Source organism: Aquincola tertiaricarbonis (assembly GCF_023573145.1).
GTDB lineage: Bacteria > Pseudomonadota > Gammaproteobacteria > Burkholderiales > Burkholderiaceae_C > Aquincola > Aquincola tertiaricarbonis_B.
This window is the reverse complement of the sequence record NZ_CP097636.1, coordinates 1,305,407-1,324,148: the sequence shown is the minus strand read 5'-3', so window position 1 is coordinate 1,324,148 and position 18,742 is coordinate 1,305,407. Positions and strand designations below refer to the sequence as shown.

The 18,742-nt window shown below is 70.4% G+C and carries 14 protein-coding genes and 1 tRNA gene; 8 read left to right on the top strand and 7 right to left on the bottom strand.

The annotated features are described in order from the left end of the window. Positions 1–142: 142 nt before the first annotated feature. Together MW290_RS20335 and MW290_RS20330 are read right to left on the bottom strand one after the other, a co-directional pair. On the bottom strand, positions 143–889 hold the full coding sequence (locus tag MW290_RS20335) for a SapC family protein (RefSeq protein WP_250199498.1): 747 nt from the start codon (positions 887–889) through the stop codon (positions 143–145). Next, a complete protein-coding gene (locus tag MW290_RS20330; protein ID WP_250199497.1) occupies positions 886–2,193 on the bottom strand; it encodes a hemolysin family protein in 1,308 nt (435 codons plus the stop codon). Before MW290_RS20330 ends, MW290_RS20335 begins: the two co-directional genes overlap by 4 nt. A gap of 73 nt (positions 2,194–2,266) precedes the next feature. On the opposite strand from MW290_RS20330, the gene MW290_RS20325 reads away from it, so the two are divergent. The 5 genes from MW290_RS20325 (at position 2,267) to MW290_RS20305 (ending at position 7,190) form a co-directional block, all read left to right on the top strand. Continuing rightward, positions 2,267–3,088: a symmetrical bis(5'-nucleosyl)-tetraphosphatase gene (locus tag MW290_RS20325; RefSeq protein WP_250199496.1), complete on the top strand. Its 822-nt coding sequence runs from the start codon at positions 2,267–2,269 to the stop codon at positions 3,086–3,088. A 26-nt stretch (positions 3,089–3,114) separates the two neighbouring features. Beyond that, positions 3,115–3,202: transfer RNA gene (locus tag MW290_RS20320), tRNA-Ser, on the top strand. Between the two features lie 55 nt (positions 3,203–3,257). After that, positions 3,258–4,178, top strand: coding sequence for a LysR family transcriptional regulator (locus MW290_RS20315; protein ID WP_250199495.1), 921 nt, complete (start codon positions 3,258–3,260; stop codon positions 4,176–4,178). An 84-nt stretch (positions 4,179–4,262) separates the two neighbouring features. Next, positions 4,263–5,501, top strand: coding sequence for an MFS transporter (locus MW290_RS20310; RefSeq protein WP_250199494.1), 1,239 nt, complete (start codon positions 4,263–4,265; stop codon positions 5,499–5,501). A gap of 129 nt (positions 5,502–5,630) precedes the next feature. Then, positions 5,631–7,190, top strand: a complete 1,560-nt coding sequence (locus MW290_RS20305) for a methyl-accepting chemotaxis protein (protein WP_250199493.1) — start codon at positions 5,631–5,633, stop codon at positions 7,188–7,190. A 16-nt stretch (positions 7,191–7,206) separates the two neighbouring features. On the opposite strand, the gene MW290_RS20300 is transcribed toward MW290_RS20305, so the two are convergent. Continuing rightward, positions 7,207–7,527, bottom strand: coding sequence for a type II toxin-antitoxin system RelE/ParE family toxin (locus MW290_RS20300; RefSeq protein ID WP_250199492.1), 321 nt, complete (start codon positions 7,525–7,527; stop codon positions 7,207–7,209). After that, complete coding sequence (locus tag MW290_RS20295) at positions 7,527–7,787, bottom strand: type II toxin-antitoxin system ParD family antitoxin (protein WP_250199491.1); 261 nt, start codon at positions 7,785–7,787, stop codon at positions 7,527–7,529. Before MW290_RS20295 ends, MW290_RS20300 begins: the two co-directional genes overlap by 1 nt. Positions 7,788–7,905: 118 nt before the next feature. On the opposite strand from MW290_RS20295, the gene MW290_RS20290 reads away from it, so the two are divergent. Further along, a complete protein-coding gene (locus tag MW290_RS20290; protein WP_250199490.1) occupies positions 7,906–9,327 on the top strand; it encodes a patatin-like phospholipase family protein in 1,422 nt (473 codons plus the stop codon). On the opposite strand, the gene MW290_RS20285 is transcribed toward MW290_RS20290, so the two are convergent. From MW290_RS20285 to MW290_RS33155, 3 genes are all read right to left on the bottom strand, one after another. Further along, positions 9,328–9,966, bottom strand: coding sequence for a PEP-CTERM sorting domain-containing protein (locus tag MW290_RS20285; protein WP_250199489.1), 639 nt, complete (start codon positions 9,964–9,966; stop codon positions 9,328–9,330). It lies immediately after the preceding gene. Between the two features lie 20 nt (positions 9,967–9,986). After that, complete coding sequence (locus MW290_RS20280) at positions 9,987–12,821, bottom strand: ExeM/NucH family extracellular endonuclease (RefSeq protein ID WP_250199488.1); 2,835 nt, start codon at positions 12,819–12,821, stop codon at positions 9,987–9,989. 82 nt (positions 12,822–12,903) lie between these two features. Then, complete coding sequence (locus MW290_RS33155; RefSeq protein WP_310740160.1) at positions 12,904–14,691, bottom strand: methyl-accepting chemotaxis protein; 1,788 nt, start codon at positions 14,689–14,691, stop codon at positions 12,904–12,906. Positions 14,692–14,859: 168 nt separating this feature from the next. On the opposite strand from MW290_RS33155, the gene MW290_RS20265 reads away from it, so the two are divergent. Both MW290_RS20265 and MW290_RS20260 read left to right on the top strand, forming a co-directional pair. Continuing rightward, a complete protein-coding gene (locus MW290_RS20265; RefSeq protein ID WP_250199487.1) occupies positions 14,860–17,937 on the top strand; it encodes a sensor histidine kinase in 3,078 nt (1,025 codons plus the stop codon). After that, complete coding sequence (locus MW290_RS20260; RefSeq protein ID WP_250199486.1) at positions 17,912–18,706, top strand: class I SAM-dependent methyltransferase; 795 nt, start codon at positions 17,912–17,914, stop codon at positions 18,704–18,706. The genes MW290_RS20265 and MW290_RS20260 overlap by 26 nt, the downstream gene beginning before the upstream one ends. The last annotated feature ends 36 nt before the right edge of the window (positions 18,707–18,742 follow it).

Below are 18,742 nucleotides of genomic sequence, written 5' to 3'. Positions count from 1 at the left end.
CCGGGCAGCGATGCTAGCGGGCCGCCTGGGTGCCGCGTGCGCTTAGCGCACCAGTGGGCGAACCACCCGCCCGCCGGGCCGCCCCAAGGGCGGGTGCTCCCCCTCGGGGGGGTGCGAGCGCAGCGAGCTTGGGGGCTCCATGTCAAGCGTTGGCGGTGCGGCGGACCCGGCGGGCGATCAGCCGCGTCATGTTGCCCAGCGACACCTGGTGCGCATGGATCAGGCCCATCAGGCCGCTGCGGTACAGCTCCAGCACCTTGTCGTCGGGCAGCGCGGTGAACTTGGCTTCGTCCACGGCCAGGAAGCCGTCCACCGTCAGCTTGTTGCCATCGGGCAGCGTGGCGTCGAAGCGCATGTCGCGCAGCAGCTCCAGCTCCAGCAGCTTCTGGCCCACCAGGCGGGTGCGCTGCACCTCCAGCTCCAGCTTTTCCAGGAACTGCTGCATGTCCTTCAGGTACGTGGTGGGCGCACCCTGCTCGTCGAACAGCGGCGTGCCTTCGGTCTCGGAGAAGCCGGCCCACTCGCGCGCCACGCACACGGCGTAGTTGTCGGGGCCGATCGGCGCCATCGCGAAGGGGTAGGCGCGCAGCACCGCGGGCACGTAGTCGGCGCCCCAGCGGGTGCCTTCGGCAAACAGGTTCTCGTCGGGCGAGAGGCCGAACACGGCCACCGGCGCAATGTCGGGCTTCTGCGTCTGCGGGTCGGTGCCGGCACGCACGAAGACGATGGGGTATTCCTTGCACGCGTCGGAGAACTCCACCGCGGTGAGGAACATGGAGTTGAGCCCGATGGTGTGCGACACGTCGGCAAAGTCTTGCCGCACACGCAGCGTACGGTGCTGGTCACGGTCCAGCGCCACGGGGTTCTTGTGCAGGGAAGGATGGATCATTCTTCAGTCTCGGTTTCGTTCGAGGGCAGGCGGCTGACCAGCACCTTGTCCACGCGCTTGCCGTCCAGGTCGACGACCTCGAACAGCCAGCCGCCCCACTCCACCTTGTCGGCGGTGCGTGGCAGCCGGCCCAGCAGCAGCATGATCATGCCAGCCAGGGTGTTGTAGCGGCCCCGGTCTTCTTCGGGCAGCTCTTTCAGGTGCAGGCGGTCCTTCAGCTCGGGCACGGGAATCAGCCCGTCCAGCAGCCAGCTGCCGTCGTCGCGCGGCACGGCCCAGGCGTCTTCGTCGGTGGGCGCGCCAAATTCGCCGGTGATGGCTTCCAGCACGTCGCGCACGGTGATCACGCCCTGCACTTCGCCGTATTCGTCCACCACGAAAACCAGCTCCGCGCCCGAGGCGCGGAAGTGCTCCAGCAGTTCCATGCCCGACAGCGTCTCGGGCACGAAGACCGGCGGCGTCAGGTACTCGGTGAGCGAGGCCTGCTGGCCCCGCGCCAGCGCCGGCAGCAGGCTTTGCGCCGACACTACGCCGATCACGTCCTGCATGCCGCCGCGGCACACCGGGTAGCGGGTGTGGCCGCCTTCGGCCATCTGCGCCAGCGTCTGCTCCATCGGGGCATTGACGTCCAGCCATTCGATCTCGTTGCGCGGGATCATCATCGAGCCCACCTGCCGGTCGTCGAGCCGGAAGACGTTGCGCACCATCTGATGCTCCTGGTGCTCGATGACGCCGGCGTCCAGGCCCTCTTCCAGGCTGGCGGCGATCTCTTCTTCCGTCACGCTGCGGTTGGGCCCCGACTTGATGCCCAGCAGCCGCAGCGTGCCCTCGGTGGCCACCGACAGCAGCGCCACGAACGGCCGGGTGGCGGTGGACAGCCACACCATCGGCCGCGCCACCAGGCGGGCGATGCGCTCGGGGAACATCTGGCCCAGGCGCTTGGGCACCAGCTCGCCGAAGATGATGGTGGCGAAGGTGATGGTCATCACCACCAGCGCGGTGGCGGTGATGCCGGCCGCCCGCTCGGGCAGGTCGAAGCGCAGCACCAGCCAGTCGGCCAGCGGACCGGCAAAGGCCGATTCACCCACGATGCCGTTGAGCACGCCGATGGACGTGATGCCGATCTGCACCGTGGACAGGAACTTGGTCGGGTCGTCGTGCAGGTCCATCGCCGCCTGCGAGCCGGGCTCGTTGCCCTCCACCATCACCTGCAGCCGGGCCTTGCGGCTGGAGGCCAGCGCCATCTCGGACATGGCAAAAAGGCCGTTGATCAGGATCAGGAAGACGAGTAGCGCAATGTCCATTCAAAAAATGCCGCGGCGCGAAGGCGCGGCGGCACCGGGTCAGGCGGAGCAGGCAGCGTAGCAGAATCAGGTGATGCACTACCTCATCGGCGACCTGCAAGGCTGCTGCGACGCGTTCGAGCGGCTGCTCGACGAGATCGCCTTCTCCCCTTCACGCGACCACCTCACGGTGCTGGGCGACATCGTCAACCGCGGCCCGCGCTCGTTGGACACGGTGCGCCAGCTGCATGCGCTGGGCAGCTCGGCCGAGGCGCTGCTGGGCAACCACGACCTGCACCTGCTGGCCGTGGCCCACGGCATACGCCCCCAGCACCGCGGCGACACGCTGGCCGACCTGCTGGCCGACCCGCGGCGCGAAGAATGGCTGGCCTGGCTGCGCCAGCGCCCGCTGGCATTGATGGACAGCGGCTGGCTGTGCGTGCATGCCGGCGTGGTGCCCCAGTGGGACGCCGCCACCACCCTGGCCCTGGCCGGCGAGGTGGAAGCGATGCTGCGCAGCGCCGACCTGCCGGCCTTCCTGGCCGCGATGTACGGCAACCAGCCCGACCGGTGGCACGACGACCTCCAAGGCCACGACCGCCTGCGCCTGGTGGTGAACGTGCTCACCCGCATCCGCTTTTGCACGGCCGACGGCACGCTGGACTTCAAGACCAAGGACGGCACCGGCGCCGCCCCCGAAGGCCACCACCCCTGGTTCGACGTGCCCAGCCGCGCCACCGCGGGCGTGCCCATCGCCTTCGGCCACTGGTCCACCCTGGGCTACACCCAGCGACAAGACCTGCTGTGCCTGGACTCAGGCTGCGTGTGGGGCGGCCAACTGACGGCCATGCGCGTGGACGGCGGCCGCCGCGAAGTGCACCAGATCCAGTGCGATCAGGCGGCCGTGCCGGGTTGAGCGAGAATGCGCGCCTGAAGACCCCAGGAAGCGTGGCAGAGTGGTCGATTGCACCGGTCTTGAAAACCGGCGGCTCGCAAGGGCCCGTGAGTTCGAATCTCACCGCTTCCGCCAGGGCACTGCCGCTGAGAGCCGCAGTGCCGCCACTGGACGGTCCTCCCACCCCCCCATGCACTCCTCCGAACGCCTCAAAGGCATCGACGTCTTCGTCACAGCGGTCGACGCCGGCAGCTTCACCGCGGCGGCGGAGCGCTTGAACCTGACCAACTCGGCCGTGGGCAAGTCCGTCGCGCGGCTGGAGGCGCGGCTGGGAGTTCGGCTGTTCGAGCGCTCCACGCGTCGGCTGGGCTTGACCGACGCCGGGCAGGCCTTCTACCGGACCTGCCAGAAGGTGCTGGTGGAACTGGAGGAAGCCGAACATGTGCTCAAGGCCGAGGACCTGGTGCCCGCCGGCAAGCTGCGCATCGACCTGCCCGCCACCTACGGCCGCATGCATGTGATGCCGGCGCTGTTCGACTTCTTGAAGGCCCACCCGGCCGTGCAGCCGCAGGTCTCGTTCACCGATCGCTTCATCGATCTGGTGGAAGACGGTATCGACGTAGCGGTACGCCTGGGTGGGGCGGAGGCCTGGCCGGCTCCCATCGGCCATCGCTTCCTGGGGAGGGAACGCCGGATCTTCTGCTGCGCGCCCAGCTACCTCGCGCGCGTGGGCGCCATCCCCGACGAGCTGGAGGCGCTGCATCACGTCGACGCGGTGCTGTACCGCCGCCCCGATGGCACACCCAGCCCCTGGCTCGTCCAACGCGGTGACGCACCGGTCGAGCACTTCCATCCGCAGGCCCGCCTGGAAATCGGCAGTGCGGAGTCGTGGGTGCAAGCGGTCTGCCAGGGCTTCGGGGTGGGCCAGCTGTCCACCTGGCTGGTGGCCGATCTGCTGGCCAAAGGCGAGCTGGTGCGCGTGCTGCCTTCCCATGCCATCGACGGGCTGCCGCTTTACCTGCTGTGGCAGCGCAGCCGGCAGTTGCTGCCCAAGGTGGACGCCGTTCTGAACCATCTGACCGATCGTCTGCGCGCCCGTAATGCGGAATAGAAGGATGGAGACGGTGGAAATCTGATCCAACAGTGGAAGCAGAGGAATCAATAGGCTCGGGGGTTTGCAGCCTTCCTGGGCACCATGTCTTCTCTCCCAACCACCCTCGCCCCTTCCAGCGGCCAGGCATCCGCCGCCGGCGGTGCCGCCACCACGCTCATCCTGGCGGTCGCGTCCTTCGTGATCGTCACCACCGAATTCCTGATGGTCGGCCTGCTTCCGGCCCTGGCCAGAGACCTCTCCATCTCCGTCACCACCGCCGGCCAGCTGGTGACGCTGTTCGCCGTGGTCGTCATGCTGGCAGGCCCGCCGCTGACGGCCCGGCTGTCGCACGTCGAGCGCAAGCGCATGTTCCTGGCCGTGCTGCTGCTGTTCACCGTGTCGAACGCGGTGGCGGCGATGGCGACCGACTTCTGGGTGCTTGCAGTGGCCCGCATCGTGCCGGCGCTGGCATTGCCGGTGTTCTGGGGCACGGCCAGCGAAACCGCAGCCAAACTGGCCGGTCCGGCGCGGGCCGGGCGTGCGGTCGCGACGGTCTACCTGGGCATCTCCGCGGCCATGCTCTTCGGCATCCCGCTGGGCACCGTGGTCGGCGACACGCTGGGCTGGCGCGGCGCCTTCTGGGCGCTGGCGCTGATGTCGGCGCTGGTGGCGGTGCTGCTGCAGGTGTGCATGCCCAAGACGGCCGCCACCGGGCGCGTCGGCCTGCGGCAGCAAGCACGCATCCTCCGCGACCCGGCCTTCGTCGCCAACGTGCTGCTGTCGGTCACGGTCTTCACGGCCATGTTCGCGGGCTACACCTACCTGGCGGAACTCATGGAGAAAGTGGCCGGCGTGCCCCCTGCCCATGTGGGCTGGTGGCTGATGGGCTTCGGTGCGGTGGGCCTGGTGGGCAACTGGCTGGGCGGCAAGTGGGTCGACAGCAAGCCCTTGGCCACCACTGCGGCGTTCTGCCTGGTGCTGGCCGCAGGCATGGCGGCCACGGTGGCGCTGGCGGCGCACACGGTCGGTCTGGCCATCGCGCTGGGGGTCTGGGGCATCGCCAACACGGCGCTGTACCCCGTGTGCCAGATCCGCGTGATGAAGGCGGCGCCGCAGGCCCAGGCGCTGGCAGGCACCCTCAACGTGTCGGCCGCCAACGGCGGCATCGCCCTGGGCGCCCTGTTGGGCGGTGCCAGCATCGACGCATGGGGCGTGCAGAGCGTGGCCGTGGTGGGTGCGGGCATCGCGGTGGTGGCGGCAGTGGCGGCCACCGCCATCAGCCGCCGCCTCAAGTCCCGCGCATCTCAAGCCGAAAGCGCTTTGGTCTTTCGCGAACCTTGATCGGGCAGTAACCAGGGTTCGCACGTCCCGATGGTGCACACACGCTCACGCCCGCGGGACTTTGCCGCGGGCGGCGTCAGGCCGCTCTGCAGTCGTTGATGCGTGGGCCTTGTTTGCCAGGGAATCGGGATGAATCTGCTCAATCGCATGAATCTGTCGCGCCGCCTGCTGTTGCTGGTGGGCGCTGCGGTGGCCGCCGTGGTGGTGTTGTCGCTGGGGCTGTTGTGGACCGAACGCAACCAGATGCTGGACGAGCGCCGCCAAGCCGTGCGCCAGCATGTGGAGATCGCGCATGCGCTGGTTCAGCACCTCCAGGCCCAGGTCGGCAACGGCCTGTCCGAAGCCGACGCCAAGGCGGCCGCGCTGGCCGCGCTGAAAGCCCTGCGCTACAACGGCCAGGAGTACTTCTGGGTCAACGACATGACCCCGCGCATGGTGATGCATGCGGCCCGTCGGCAGCTCGACGGCAAGGACCTGTCCGATACCAAGGACCCCACCGGCAAGCGGGTGTTCGTCGAGTTCGTGCAAGCGGCGCGCCAGCCCGAGGGTGGTTATGTCGACTACCTCTGGCCCAAGCCGGGCCAGGACCAGCCGGTGCCCAAGGTGTCGTACGTGAAGGCGTTCGAGCCCTGGGGCTGGGTGATCGGCACCGGTGTCTACGTGGACACGGTGGACGCTGCAATGCTGCGGCGCGCCGCCAGTTCCGCCGTGGGTGCGCTGCTGGCCGGCGCCCTGCTGGTGGGGCTGGGTCTGCTCATCCGCCGCAGCCTGCTCAATGAACTGGGCGGCGAGCCCAGCCAGGCCGTCGACATCACACGGCAGATTGCCGCGGGCGACCTGACCGGGCACATCCCGCTGAAAGCCGGCGACCAGCACAGCCTGATGGCATCGCTCAGCCGCATGCGCAACGACCTCGGCCGGCTGGTGTCGGGGGTGCGCCAGGGCGCCGAATCGGTGGCCACGGCCAGCGCGGAGATTGCCTACGGCAACCAGGACCTGAGCCAGCGCACCGAGCAGCAGGCCGGCTCGCTGCAGCAGGCCTCTTCCACCATGGAAGAGCTGGGCGCCACGGTGCACAGCAATGCCGAGCAGGCGCGCAGCGCCGATGACCGGGCGCGGGCGGCGGCCGACATCGCCGAACGCGGCGGCGTGGCGGTGCGCGAAGTGGTGGACACGATGGACCGCATCCACCAGTCGGCGCGTCGCATCGCCGACATCATCAGCACCATCGACGGCATTGCGTTCCAGACCAACATCCTGGCGCTCAATGCCGCGGTGGAGGCGGCCCGCGCCGGCGAGCAGGGCCGGGGCTTTGCCGTGGTGGCGGGCGAGGTGCGCAACCTGGCCCAGCGCTCGGCCGAAGCGGCGCGCGAGATCAAGCAGCTGATCGAAGCCAGCACCTCGCAAGTGGACGAAGGCTCGCACCGCGTCAACCAGGCCGGCGACACCATCGAGCAGGTGGTGCAGGCGGTCAAGCAGGTCAGCGAGATCATCTCCGGCATCAGCACCGCCAGCCAGGCGCAGAACGCCGGCGTGCGGCAGATGGGCGGTGTGGTGACCGAGCTGGACCGCGGCACGCAGCAGAACGCGGCCCTGGTGGAGCAGAGTGCCGCTGCGGCCGAAAGCCTGCGCCGCCATGCACAGCAGCTGGTGGAGCAGGTGTCGGTGTTCCGCACGACGGCCCAGTGATGGGAGAGCGGCTCCCTCAATCGGACATTCCCACCAGCCTCCACCAATCCTGAGCCGCGTGCAGAATGCGGATGACCGAGATCCCATCGGCCCGCGGCAGGTAGAAGACCAGGACATTGTCAAAGCCGCTGATACGCCACTTGCGCAAACCAGCCAGCTGCGCCGACCGCAAGCGCAAGGGCGAGCCCATCGTGGGCTGCGTTGCCAACAAGTTCAGGCAGGTCTCAGCCGCCTGCAGGAAACGGTCGGCCAACTCCTGACCGGCTTCTTCGTCAAGGTAGGCGAAGTGATCGATCAGATCTTGACGAGCGGCCCCGCTCAGATGCACCAGCGGCATCAGCGGGCGCGCGTTCGGGCCTCGACCTTGGCCAGCGCCTGCTTGCGAATGGCCTTCCAGTCATCGGGCGTGAGTGGCGACTCGGCGCTGCGCAGTCCTTCGAGGAGCTTGGCTTCCAACTCCTCCTGCGCCTTGCGCCGCTCATCAGCGCGGATCAGCTCACGCACGTACTCACTGGCGCTGCTGTAACGCCCCTGGGCAATCTGCCCATCGACGAACTCTTTCAGCGGATCCGGCAGCGAGATGTTCATGGTCTGCATGTGTACCTCCGACGGACAACTTAGCGGACATGGCAACCGTTGGCAAGTATTGCCATGCGTATCCACCACGCCAGGACCGGTCATCATCGCGACCCAAGCACCGCTCCAAGCACGATCGATGTCCTTTTCAGCTCTGCACCATCGCCTTCGCCTTCGCCTGAGCCTGCTCCTGGTGCTGGCCACCCTGCTGTCCGCCTGTGCCTCCACCGCCCACTACCCCATCAACCCGCCGCTGGCGGCGGTGAAGCCCCACGAGGGCTATCGCGCCCGTGGCCTGTTCCGGCAGGCCGGGGACGAGGAGTTGATGGTCATCGTCACCTTCTCCGGCGGCGGCTCGCGGGCGGCGGCGCTGGCCTATGGGGTGCTGGAACAGCTGGCGCGCACGCCCATCGAATGGCACGGCCGGCCTCAGCGGCTGCTGGACGAGGTGGACCTGGTGGCAGGGGTGTCGGGCGGCTCCATCACCGCGGCCTACTGGGCGCTGGCCGGTGACCGCATCTTCGAAGACTTCGAGCCGCGTTTTCTGCAGCGCGACCTGCAGTCGCGGCTGATCGACCGCATCACCTCGGTGCGGGACTTCTGGCGCACCACCTCGCCGCGCTTCGGTCGGGGCGACCTGCTGGCCGAAGAGCTGGACCAGGCCCTGTTCCAGGGCGCCACCTTCGGCGATCTGGTGCGGCGCGACCGCGGGCCGCTGGCCATCATCAGCGCGGCCGAGCTGTCTACCGGTGCGCGCTTCGATTTTCTGCAGGAAACCTTCGACTGGCTGTGCAGCGACCTCAGCCGCTTTCCGCTGGCGCGGGCGGTGGCGGCTTCCAGCTCGGTGCCTTTGCTGTTCTCGCCCATCACGCTGTGGAACCGCGCGGGCGAGTGCGGCACGCCCACCGACTTGCGCAGCCTGATCACGCCCGAGCAGCTGGCCACGCTGCAAGGCACGCGGCTGGAACGCCGCATGAAGGACGACCTGCGGCTGCAGGACCGCAACGCCCTGCCCTACCTGCACCTGGTGGACGGCGGCGTGGCCGACAACCTGGCCTTGCGCGGCCTGCTGGACCTGGACGGCCTGGCGCGGCTGTCGCCGCAGAAGCTGTTCGACAAGGCCGATCTGGACAACGTGAAGCGGCTGGTGGTGGTGGCGGTGGACGCCGGCAACGAGAGCACCACCACCATCGCCAGCAGTGCCGACGTGCCCAAGGTGGGCCAGGTGGCCGAGGCCTTGTCGGACGTGCTGATTGCCCGCTATTCGGACGAAACGCGGGCCCTGGTGGCCGAGGTGTTCCAGCACTGGCGCAGCCTGAAGACGGCCGACCAGCAACAGCTGCCCATCCACATCGTGCCGGTGTCCTTCCGGCTGCTGCCCGATGAGCAGCAGCGGCGCGAGCTGCTGGCGCTGCCCACCAGCCTGTTCCTGCCGGCCGAGCAGGTGCAGCGGCTGCGCCAGGCGGCCGGGCAGCTGGTGCGCCAGTCGCCGGACTACCAGCGGCTGGTGCGTGAGATCGGCGCGCCGTCGCCCGCCCCGGGCAGCGGCAACGCCGACTGATCAGCCCCGGCCGCTTGGCCGGCGACGGCGCGCCACCAGCGCCACGCCGGCCAGGCCGCCCAGCATCAGCGCATAGGTGCCGGGCTCGGGCACCGGGCTCACGGTCAAGCCACTGATGGCCAGACGCGAGACCAGGTCGGTGGAGTTGACGTCAAACAGGCCCAGCGCCACGCTGTGGCTGCCGGCCGAGAGGGTGAGGCTGTAGCTGCCGTTCAAGGCGAAAGGCTGCACCTCACCCAGCTCGCCCACCAGTTGCCCGTCCACCGCCAAGAAGGCGCGGTCGCGGTAGCCGGCATCGAAGCTGTCGGTGCTCAGCGTCCAGTTGAAGCTGATGCGCACCGGCGCTGCCAGCTGGGTTTGCAGCACCAGGCCCGAGCCTTCGTAGCTGTCGCCCGGCAAGGCGCCCGGCGCCAGCTGCAGCGCGGGCTCCAGCGCATCGAACAGCAGCGCGCTGTGCGCGCTGGCCGGGGTTTCGCCCGAGTCCACCGCGGCGGTGGTGATCAGGGCGCTGCCGTCGCTGTTCAGCAGCACGTCGCCGACAGTGGTCCAGCCGGTCAGGCCGGGCACGGTACCGGCATGGGCCAGGCTGCCGGTGGCGGCGGCGGCCAGGCCGGCCAGCAGAACAAGGGTGCGGTTCATCAGGGTCATGGTGGGGCTTCTCATTGAACGCCCAGGTCGCGCTGGGGCTGGATCTGGTTCAGGCGCAGGTTCTTCAAGGTGGCCAGCGTGCGCGGGGCCACCGGGCCGGCGCCGTCGGTGTCGATCTGCAGCAGCAGGTCGTCGCCCGCGGCCACCAGCTTGACGATGCCCTGGCTGAAGGCCGTGGCCGGGCTGGCGCCGATGCTGGCCAGCAGCGCGCTCAGGTCGATGCGGTCGGCACCGGGCGTGAAGTCGGTGAGGGTGTCGCCCGCGTCGCGCAGCGACTGGTACACAAACACGTCGTTGCCGGCGCCGCCGGTCAGCACGTCGGGGTTGGCACCGCCGACGATGCGGTCGTCACCCGCCGTGCCCACCAGCGTGTCGCGCGCGGTGCCGCCCACAATGGACTTGACGATCTGCAGGCCCACCACCACCGGGTCGTGGTCCGACGAGCGGTACGGGTTCGGCTGGTACGGATCGGCCGGACACGGGTTGCCGCTGCACAGCGCCGGCGCCTTGAACTCCTGGTTGTAGTCGGCCAGCAGGGTTTCATCGGCATTGATGTGCCAGTGCGTGACACCCGTCACGCGGGCCGACAGGCTGGTGCTGGCCAGCGCATGGTCCAGACGGCCGGCAGCGCCGTCGAACACGTAGCTGTAGCCGAAGCGCTCGAAGCGGCCGCTTTCATCCGTGAATCCGCTGCTGGTGAGCTGGTAGACCGGGTCTTCCTGCGCATAGGCGTTGAAGTCGCCGATCAGCAGCGCATCGGTGCTGCCCACGGCCGCCTGGCGCTGCGCGACGAAGCTGCGCAGCCGCTGGGCCTGCTGCAGGCGCAGCGCGTTCCAGCAGCCCTGGCCATCGCCCGCGTCGGTGTTGCCGGCGGCATCGGCATCGCCCGCGGCGGGGCAGCTGCTCTTGCTCTTGAAGTGGTTGACGAACAGCGTGAAGCGCTCACCGTTGGCCAGCGCAAAGGTCTGCGCCAGCGTGGGCCGGTTGTTCACCGGGTCGGTGTCGCTCACCGGCTGGCCCACGGCCGCCAGGCGCGCCGGCTGGTAGACGATGGCCACGCGGATGGCATCGGTGCCGGTGCTTTGCGCGGGCAGCGCGGCGGCCGCATAACGGCCGGCGCCCACCTTGGCGTTGAGCGCATCCACCAGGTTCTGCACCGCCCCATTGCCGTTGTTCTGGATCTCCATCAGGCCGAAGGCATCGGCATCAATGGCGGCCATCGCGGCCACGATCTTGGCCTGCTGGCGGTTGAACTCCACCGCGTTGCTGGCGCCGCGGCAGTTGGCGGCCGACACGCTGGCCCCCAGGCTGCAGCCCTGGCCGCTCTGGCCGCTGGCGGTGGCGCCGTTGGTGAAGGTGGTGAAGTAGTTCAGCACGTTGAAGCTGGCCACCTTCACATTGCCGCCCACGGCGGCGGGCACGGTGCTGCGCGGGTTGCCGGTGCTGAAGGCCGGCGCCACCGTCGGGTGGATCTTGTAGTCGCCCGCGTCGGCATTGCTGCTGGTGGCCAGGCCGTAGTCGATCACGCCGGTCAGGCTGCCCACACGGTCACCGGCGCGCGGCAGCGCATCGGCGCCCAGGTAGGGCGTGGGGTTGGGGTTCTGCAGCGCGCTGCCATCGTCCAGCACGATGCGGCGGCGGCTGTTCTCGTCGGCCAGGGCCTGTGCCTGCGGGCCGGGGCGGTAACGGTTGGTGGGCGTTTCCAGCCGGTCGCCGTAGGCCAGCGTCAACTGCCCGTAGCGGCCCTGGAAGTAGTTCTGCGCGATGGTGAAGGGGCCGGGCAGGGTCACCAGCATGCCTTCGTAGCGCTCCAGGTCGCCGTCCACCGCTTCGGGCAGTTGCACCACCACCGGGGTGATGCGCTGGCCGCTGCCCAGCAGCGTGACGCCGCTGACGGCGGTGAGCTGCGTCACCGGGTTGGCCGCGGTCACGGCGTTGGTGGAGGCGCCGGTGTTGAACTCGGCCACCGTGCCCGTCACCTGCACCAGGTTGTCCAGCGCCACCGGGCCGTAGGTGCTGCTGCCGGTGAACACGAAGATGCCGTCGGACGTGGCCGGGTCGTTGTCGCCGGTCGGGTCCTGGATGAAGAAGCCGTTGCTGTTGATGCGCGTGACCACGCCGCTGGTGACCACCTGCCGGCCCACCAGCGGGCTGCTGCGGCCATTGCCCTGGATGGCGAAGATGCGCGCGGCCTGCGCCTGGCTGCCGCCGCCATCGCCCGGTGCATTGCTGCACACCAGGGCGGCGGTGCTGCCGTTGCGCGGCGCGGCGGCTTCCACGCTGAAGTCGGCGCTGTTGTTGTTGCTGTCGTCGCAGCCGCCGTTCTTGCGCAGCGCGGCGTTGGTGGCCGAGAGCAGGCCGGCCGGCGTGCCTTCGGTGGCCGTGGCGCTGCCGTAGCTGACGATGTCCACCACCCCGGCAGGAGACGTGCCGCTGAGTGCATTGGCGTTGTTGACCAGCGCCACCTTGCCGCTGGCGGCCGCCATCGCGATGGCCGGGCTGGGGCTGTAGTCAGGCACCAGGTCGACACTGCCGCCGCCTTGCGAAGCCTGCTTGATCAGCAGGTAGCGGCCCGCGGCCAGGCGGGTGCCGGCCGGCAGCGTGCTCACCTGCCAGGTGCCACCACTGGCCGAGGCGTACTGCACCGACCAGCCGCTGAGGTCCTCGGCCTGGCTGCCGTTGTTGTGCAGCTCGATGAAGTCGCTCTTGAGCACCGAGCCCGAATTGCCGCCACCGCCATACACCTGGCTGATGACGACGGCCGCCGAAGCGGGAAAGGCCAGCGAGACGCTGGCGCAGATCAAGGCCAGGCGCAGGCCGGCGCGCCAGGGAGTGAGGTGTTGCATGGGAAAGGGGCCGAGCCCGGCTGCTGAAACCGCGCGACCTTACGGCCGTGCGATGACAGCGCGGTGAAGCCCCTTTCCGCGTTCAGAACGTTTCCCAGTCGTCGGCCGAAGGCGCAGCTGCGGCAGGTGCAGGTGCAGCGGCCGGTGCAGGGGCGGGTGCCCGCGCGGCAGCCGGCGTCGGTGCGGCTGTGCGGGGCGCCGGTGCGGCCGGCTTGCGGGCCGCCTGCTTCAGCGCCTGCTGGGCGACCTTGGCATGGGCGGTGGGTGCGGGCGCCGGTGCGGGCCTGGGCGCCGGGCTGGCAGCGGGAGCTGGTGTGTTGGCCGCAGCGCCATGCGCACGCAGCTTGAACACCGCCACCGCCTGCACCAGCTGCTGGGCCTGCAGCTTCAGGCTCTCGGCCGCGGCGGCCGACTCTTCCACCAGCGCGGCGTTCTGCTGCGTGGCGCGGTCCATCTGCGAGACGGCTTCGCTCACCTGCGCAATGCCCGAGGTCTGCTCGCGCGAGGCGGAGCTGATCTCGCCCACGATGTCGGTCACGCGGCGGATGGAAGTCACCACCTCGGTGATGGTGGCGCCGGCTTCGTCCACCTGCTTGGTGCCCTGCTCCACCCGCTCGGCACTCTGGTGGATCAGCGCCTTGATCTCCTTGGCGGCTTCGGCGCTGCGCTGGGCCAGCGTGCGCACTTCGCCGGCCACCACGGCAAAGCCGCGGCCCTGCTCGCCGGCCCGGGCGGCTTCCACCGCCGCGTTCAGCGCCAGGATGTTGGTCTGGAAGGCGATGCCGTCGATGGTGCCGATGATCTCGGCGATGCGGCCCGAGCTGTCGCTGATCTCGCGCATGGTGGACACCACCGCCTCCACCGCCTGGCCACCGCGGCTGGCCACGTCGCTGGCGGCCTGGGCCAGCTGGTTGGCCTGCTGCGCGTTGTCGGAGTTACCGCGCACCGTGGAGCCGATCTGCTCCATCGACGCGGCGGTCTCTTCCAGGTTGCTGGCCTGCTCTTCGGTGCGCTGGCTCAGGTCGTTGTTGCCCTGGGCGATCTGCGCGCTGGCCGTGGCCACGCTGTCGGCGCCCGAACGCACCGAGCCCACCACGCGGTTCAGCTCGGCCTGCATGCGCGCCAGCGTGGCCATCACGCTGGTGGTGTCGCCCGGCTGCAGGGGAATGGACTGGCTCAGGTCGCCGTCGGCCACCTGGGCGGCGGTGGCGTTGAGCGCCTCGGGCTCGGCACCCAGCGCGCCCATCACCTGCCGCGAGACGCGCCAGGCCAGCAGGCCGCCGACCGCGCTCATCAGCAGGGCCAGCACGCCGGCCACCGACATCGCGTGCCGGGCGGCCGCTTCGGCGGTGGTCGCCAGGTTGTCCGCGAGAGCCTGCTGCTGCTTCTTGGAATCTTCCACCGCCTTGAACACCACGCCCTGCAAGCCGCGCACTTCCGTGAACAGCAGCTGGCCCGCTTCGGCGGGATGATCGGTGGACAGCTGGATCGCCTTGTCCACCGCGGCGGCATAGGGCCCGCGGTTGTCGAGGATGGTCTTGAGCAGCGCACGGCCGGCCGGCGTCTGGATGGTGCCGTCCAGGGCCTTGAGCAGCTCTTCGTTGTCGGCCTGCGCGGCCTTCAAGCGGGCCCTCTCTTCTTCGTCCACCTTCGGATCGGTGCTGATGATGAGGTTGCGCGCCGCGCGGGCCATGGTGTTGAAGTTGTCGTTCAGGCGGCTGAACTGCGCCACCTTCACCATGCGGTTGCTGGCCAGTTCATCCACCTTGCCGGCCAGCTCGTTCAGCGCGTAGGCGCTGTAGCCGGCAATGCCCACGCCCAGGGCGATGGTGACCGTGAACCCCAATGCCAAGCGAGTGGATAGCTTCATTTGAATAGTGCCGAATTGAAATTCAATATGACATCACTGCCACGGGAATGGAGGCAGCGCTTTTTTCTGACGTGCCACCGCCATCCTTCGGCCATTCCTGAGCGGGCTTGAGAACCACCACGAGGCGCGCACCGCACAAAATGCATGCCGCCTGTTGGGGTGCCGCCTTTGCCACTGTTTGCCCGTTTTTCTGCCGCTGCGGTGTGGGCGGCGCTGCTGGCCGCGCCCGCCTGGGCGCTGGACGCTGCGCTGCCCGTGGCCCAGGCCCACCACACCACCTGGCGCGATGACGCGCAGGCGCCTGCCAACATCGTCGCGATGGCGCAGACCCCCGACGGCTTCCTGTGGCTGGGCACGGGCGGCGGGCTGGTGCGCTTCGACGGCGTGCGCTTCCAGCGGGTGGACCCGCTGGCCGGCCATGCCCACTTGTCGGGCAGCGTCACCGCGCTGCATGCGCTGCCCGATGGCCGGCTGCTGATCGGCCACCGCTTCGGCGGCGTCAGCATCCTGGGGCCGGGCGGGCTGCAGCATTTTCATGCCGTACCCGGCCTGCCGGTGGGCAACTGCTGGGACTTCGCGGTGGACGCGGCCGGCGACGTGTGGGGCGCCTTCACCGGCGGCGTGGCGCGGCTGAAGAACGGCCAATGGCAGGGCTTTGCGCTGGATGGTGAGCCCGTGCCCTTCCGCACCCTGGTGCGCGATGGGCAGGGCACGCTGTGGGTCACGGCGCGCACCGGTGCCTATGCGCTGGCCGCGGGCGCCGACCACTTCCAGCGGGTGCAGGCGCCACTGCCCTCTTTCCCGTTCCTGTCGGTATCGCCCGGTGGCCAGGTGTGGGCGGCCGACTTCAGCCGCCAGCGGCTGGTGGCGCTGGCCCACGAAGGCGGCCAGTTCGGCGCCGCCAGCGGGGTGCTGCCGCTGGCCTTTCCGGCGCAGGGCGACCGGCACTGGTTCGATGCCGATGGCGGCCTGTGGGTGCGCAGCGGCGAGGGGCTGCTGCGCATGCCCCGCCCCACCGAAGGCCCGGTGGTGGACGGCGTGCGCCGGCCCGAGCTGCAGGCCTTCGGCACCGCCCAGGGCCTGGAGGCCGATGCGCAAAGCTTCCTGGAAGACCGCGAAGGCAACGTCTGGATCGGCACTGCCGCCGGCCTTCACCGGCTGCGGCAGGCCCACGTCACCCGCGTGCCGCTGCAGGGCGCCGATGGCGGCGTGGGCGTAGCCGCCGCGGCCGATGGCGGCGTTTGGGCCATCTCCGAGCTGGGGGGCCTGTACCGCGTGGCCGCGCCCGGCCAGCCGCCGCTGCAGGTGCAGCCGCTGGGCCTGGCCGGCCAGCGCCTGACCCATGTGCACCGCGACGCCCGCGGCGTGGTGTGGGTGGGCTCCAACAGCGCGCTGTGGCGCATCGTGCCCGGCCAGCCACCGCAGCGGGTGCCGCGGCCCGACGAAGGTGACGCGCCGCAGGGCATGGCCTTTGCGCCGGTGCACGCGCTGGCCACCGACGCGGCCGGCGCGCTGTGGGCGCACCTGGTGGTCAAGGGCACTTTCAAGCGGGTGGGCGACCAGTGGCAGCAGCTGGACAACGACCCCGCGGCCCGCATCATGTCCTTGGGCAACGACCCACAGGGCCGCTTGTGGATCGGCTACGTGGACCGCGGCGCCGCGCGCATCGATGGCGACGAGGTGCTGCGCCTGGGCCCGGCGCAGGGGCTGGACATCGGCGCCATCTCGGTGGTGCACGCACGCGGGCCGCGGGTGTGGCTGGGCGGCCAGCGCGGCATCGCGCTGTATGAAGGCGGCCGCGTCAAGACCATGCCGCTGCCGGGTGAGGCGGTGCAGCCCGCGGTGGTCACCGGCCTGGTGGAAACGCCCGACGGCGAGCTGTGGGTGCATGCGGCCAGCGGCCTGCTGCGCATCGCCCGCGCCGAATGGCGGCGTGCGCTCGACGAGCCCGGCCATGCGCCCGTGCTGCGGCGCTTCGATGGCGACGACGGCCTGCAGGGCAGCGCCAGCCAGATACGGCCGCTGCCTTCGCTGGTGCAGGCGCAGGACGGCCGGCTGTGGGCGGCCCTGCCCAGCGGCCTCTTCGTCATCGACCCCGCGCGGCTGCGACGCAACCCGCTGCCGCCCACCGTGCTGCTGCAGGCGGTGGTGGCCGATGGGCACCAGCTCGACCCGGCGCTGCCGATGCAACTGCCCACCGGCGGCGTGGCCGACCTGCGGCTGGACTACACCGCCACCAGCCTGGGCGTGCCGCAGCGCGTGCGTTTCCGCTACCGGCTGGTGGGCTACGACGCCGACTGGCGCGAGGCCGGGCCGCGGCGCGAAGCCAGCTACACCCGGGTGGGCCCCGGCCGTTACGAGTTCCAGGTGGTGGCCGCCAACGAAGACGGCGTGTGGAACGACCAGGGCGCCCGCGTGACCCTGGTCGTGCCATCGGCCTGGTGGCAGACGCGCAGCTTTGCTGCCGCGCTGCTGCTGCTGGCGCTGGGCGCCGGCGCGCTGCTGTACCGCTGGCGGGTGCGGGCGCTGGCGCAGCGGCTGCACGCCCAGGCCGAAGTGCGGCTGCGCGAGCGTGAACGCATCGCCCGCGACCTGCACGACACCTTGCTGCAGGGCGTGACCGGGCTGACGCTGCAGGTGCAGGCCGCGGCCGAGGAGGCGCCGGCCGGCTCGCCCTTGCAGGCGCGGCTGCTGCATGCGCTGGACCGCGCCCAGGAGGTGATGGACGAAGGCCGCGACCGCGTGAGCGCCCTGCGCACGCCCGGCGGCGCGCGGGCCGAAGGCGCAGAGGCGCTGCCCGGCACCGCCGCCCGCCGCAGCCTGCCGCGTGCGCTGAGCGCTGCGGTGGACGAACTGGCCATCGACTTTCCGCGCACCTTCTGCCTGTTCGAGCAGCGCGGCATTGCGCGCCCGGTGCGGCCGGTCGTGGCCGAAGAGCTGGTGCTGATCGGCCGCGAAGCCTTGTGCAACGCGCTGCGCCATGCCAACGCCCGGCGGGTGGTGCTGCGCCTGCGCCATGGCAGCCGCGCGTTGCTGCTGCGCGTGACCGACGACGGCCACGGCTTCGACGCCCGCCAGGCCGAAGCCGCGGCCAGCGCCGGGCATTTCGGCCTGACCGGCATGCGTGAACGGGCGCAGTCCATCGGCGCGCGGCTGCGCATCCACAGCGGGCCGCGCGGCACCGTGGTGGTGGTGACGGTGCGCGACGCATACTGCAGCGATGAACAGCCCCTCGATCCGCTTTGAAGATGGCGCGGCCTACGAGGCCTTCATGGGCCGCTGGAGCCGCCTGGCCGGCGAGCGCTTCCTGCAGTTCCTGGCGCCCGAGCCGGGCGGCCATTGGCTGGACGTGGGCTGCGGCAACGGCGCCTTCACCGAGCTGCTGATGCAGCGCTGCGCACCGGCTTCGGTGCAGGGCATCGACCCCTCGCCGGCGCAGATCGCCTTCGCGCGCCAGCGGCCCGGCACCGCGGGCGCGGTGTTCGAGGTGGGCGATGCGATGGCGCTGCCGCAGGCCGATGCCAGCGTGGACGCGGCGGTGATGGCGCTGGTCATCTTCTTCGTGCCCGAGCCGGCACGCGCCGTGGCCGAGATGGCGCGCGTGCTGCGCCCGGGCGGCAGCGCCTCGGCCTACGCCTGGGACCTGCTGGGCGGCGGCTTTCCGTTCGCGGTCATCCAGGACTCGCTGGCCGAGCTGGGTGTGGCGCCGCTGTGGCCGCCCAGCCCGCAGGCGGCCGAGCTGCAGCAGCTGCAGGCGTTGTGGCAACAGGCTGGCTTCGTGGACGTGGCCACCGACCGCTATGAGGTCACCCGCGAGTTCGACAGCTTCGAGGCCTTCTGGCAGATTGCGCAGAGCGGGCCCCGGCTGGCGCCCGGCCTCAGCAGCCTGGAAGAGGGCGCACGCCAGCAGCTGCAGGACGCGGTGCGCCGTCGCCTGCCACCCGGCCCCGGGCCGCTGGTGGTGCGGGCCACGGCGCATGCCGTGCGCGGGCGCAAGCCGGCGCTGCCGGCATGACGTGGCGATCCACCTAGAATCCACGGATGGCCACCG

Coding starts and splice junctions, on each gene's coding strand:
- MW290_RS20330 (WP_250199497.1), bottom strand. CDS start 2,193: ATGGACATTGCGCTACTCGTCTTCCTGATCCTGATCAACGGCCTTTTT.
- MW290_RS20300 (WP_250199492.1), bottom strand. CDS start 7,527: ATGCCGCTGGTGCATCTGAGCGGGGCCGCTCGTCAAGATCTGATCGAT.
- MW290_RS20285 (WP_250199489.1), bottom strand. CDS start 9,966: ATGAACCGCACCCTTGTTCTGCTGGCCGGCCTGGCCGCCGCCGCCACC.
- MW290_RS20280 (WP_250199488.1), bottom strand. CDS start 12,821: ATGCAACACCTCACTCCCTGGCGCGCCGGCCTGCGCCTGGCCTTGATC.
- MW290_RS20325 (WP_250199496.1), top strand. CDS start 2,267: ATGCACTACCTCATCGGCGACCTGCAAGGCTGCTGCGACGCGTTCGAG.
- MW290_RS20290 (WP_250199490.1), top strand. CDS start 7,906: ATGTCCTTTTCAGCTCTGCACCATCGCCTTCGCCTTCGCCTGAGCCTG.
- MW290_RS20335 (WP_250199498.1), bottom strand. CDS start 889: ATGATCCATCCTTCCCTGCACAAGAACCCCGTGGCGCTGGACCGTGAC.
- MW290_RS20260 (WP_250199486.1), top strand. CDS start 17,912: ATGAACAGCCCCTCGATCCGCTTTGAAGATGGCGCGGCCTACGAGGCC.
- MW290_RS20315 (WP_250199495.1), top strand. CDS start 3,258: ATGCACTCCTCCGAACGCCTCAAAGGCATCGACGTCTTCGTCACAGCG.
- MW290_RS20305 (WP_250199493.1), top strand. CDS start 5,631: ATGAATCTGCTCAATCGCATGAATCTGTCGCGCCGCCTGCTGTTGCTG.
- MW290_RS33155 (WP_310740160.1), bottom strand. CDS start 14,691: ATGAAGCTATCCACTCGCTTGGCATTGGGGTTCACGGTCACCATCGCC.
- MW290_RS20310 (WP_250199494.1), top strand. CDS start 4,263: ATGTCTTCTCTCCCAACCACCCTCGCCCCTTCCAGCGGCCAGGCATCC.
- MW290_RS20295 (WP_250199491.1), bottom strand. CDS start 7,787: ATGCAGACCATGAACATCTCGCTGCCGGATCCGCTGAAAGAGTTCGTC.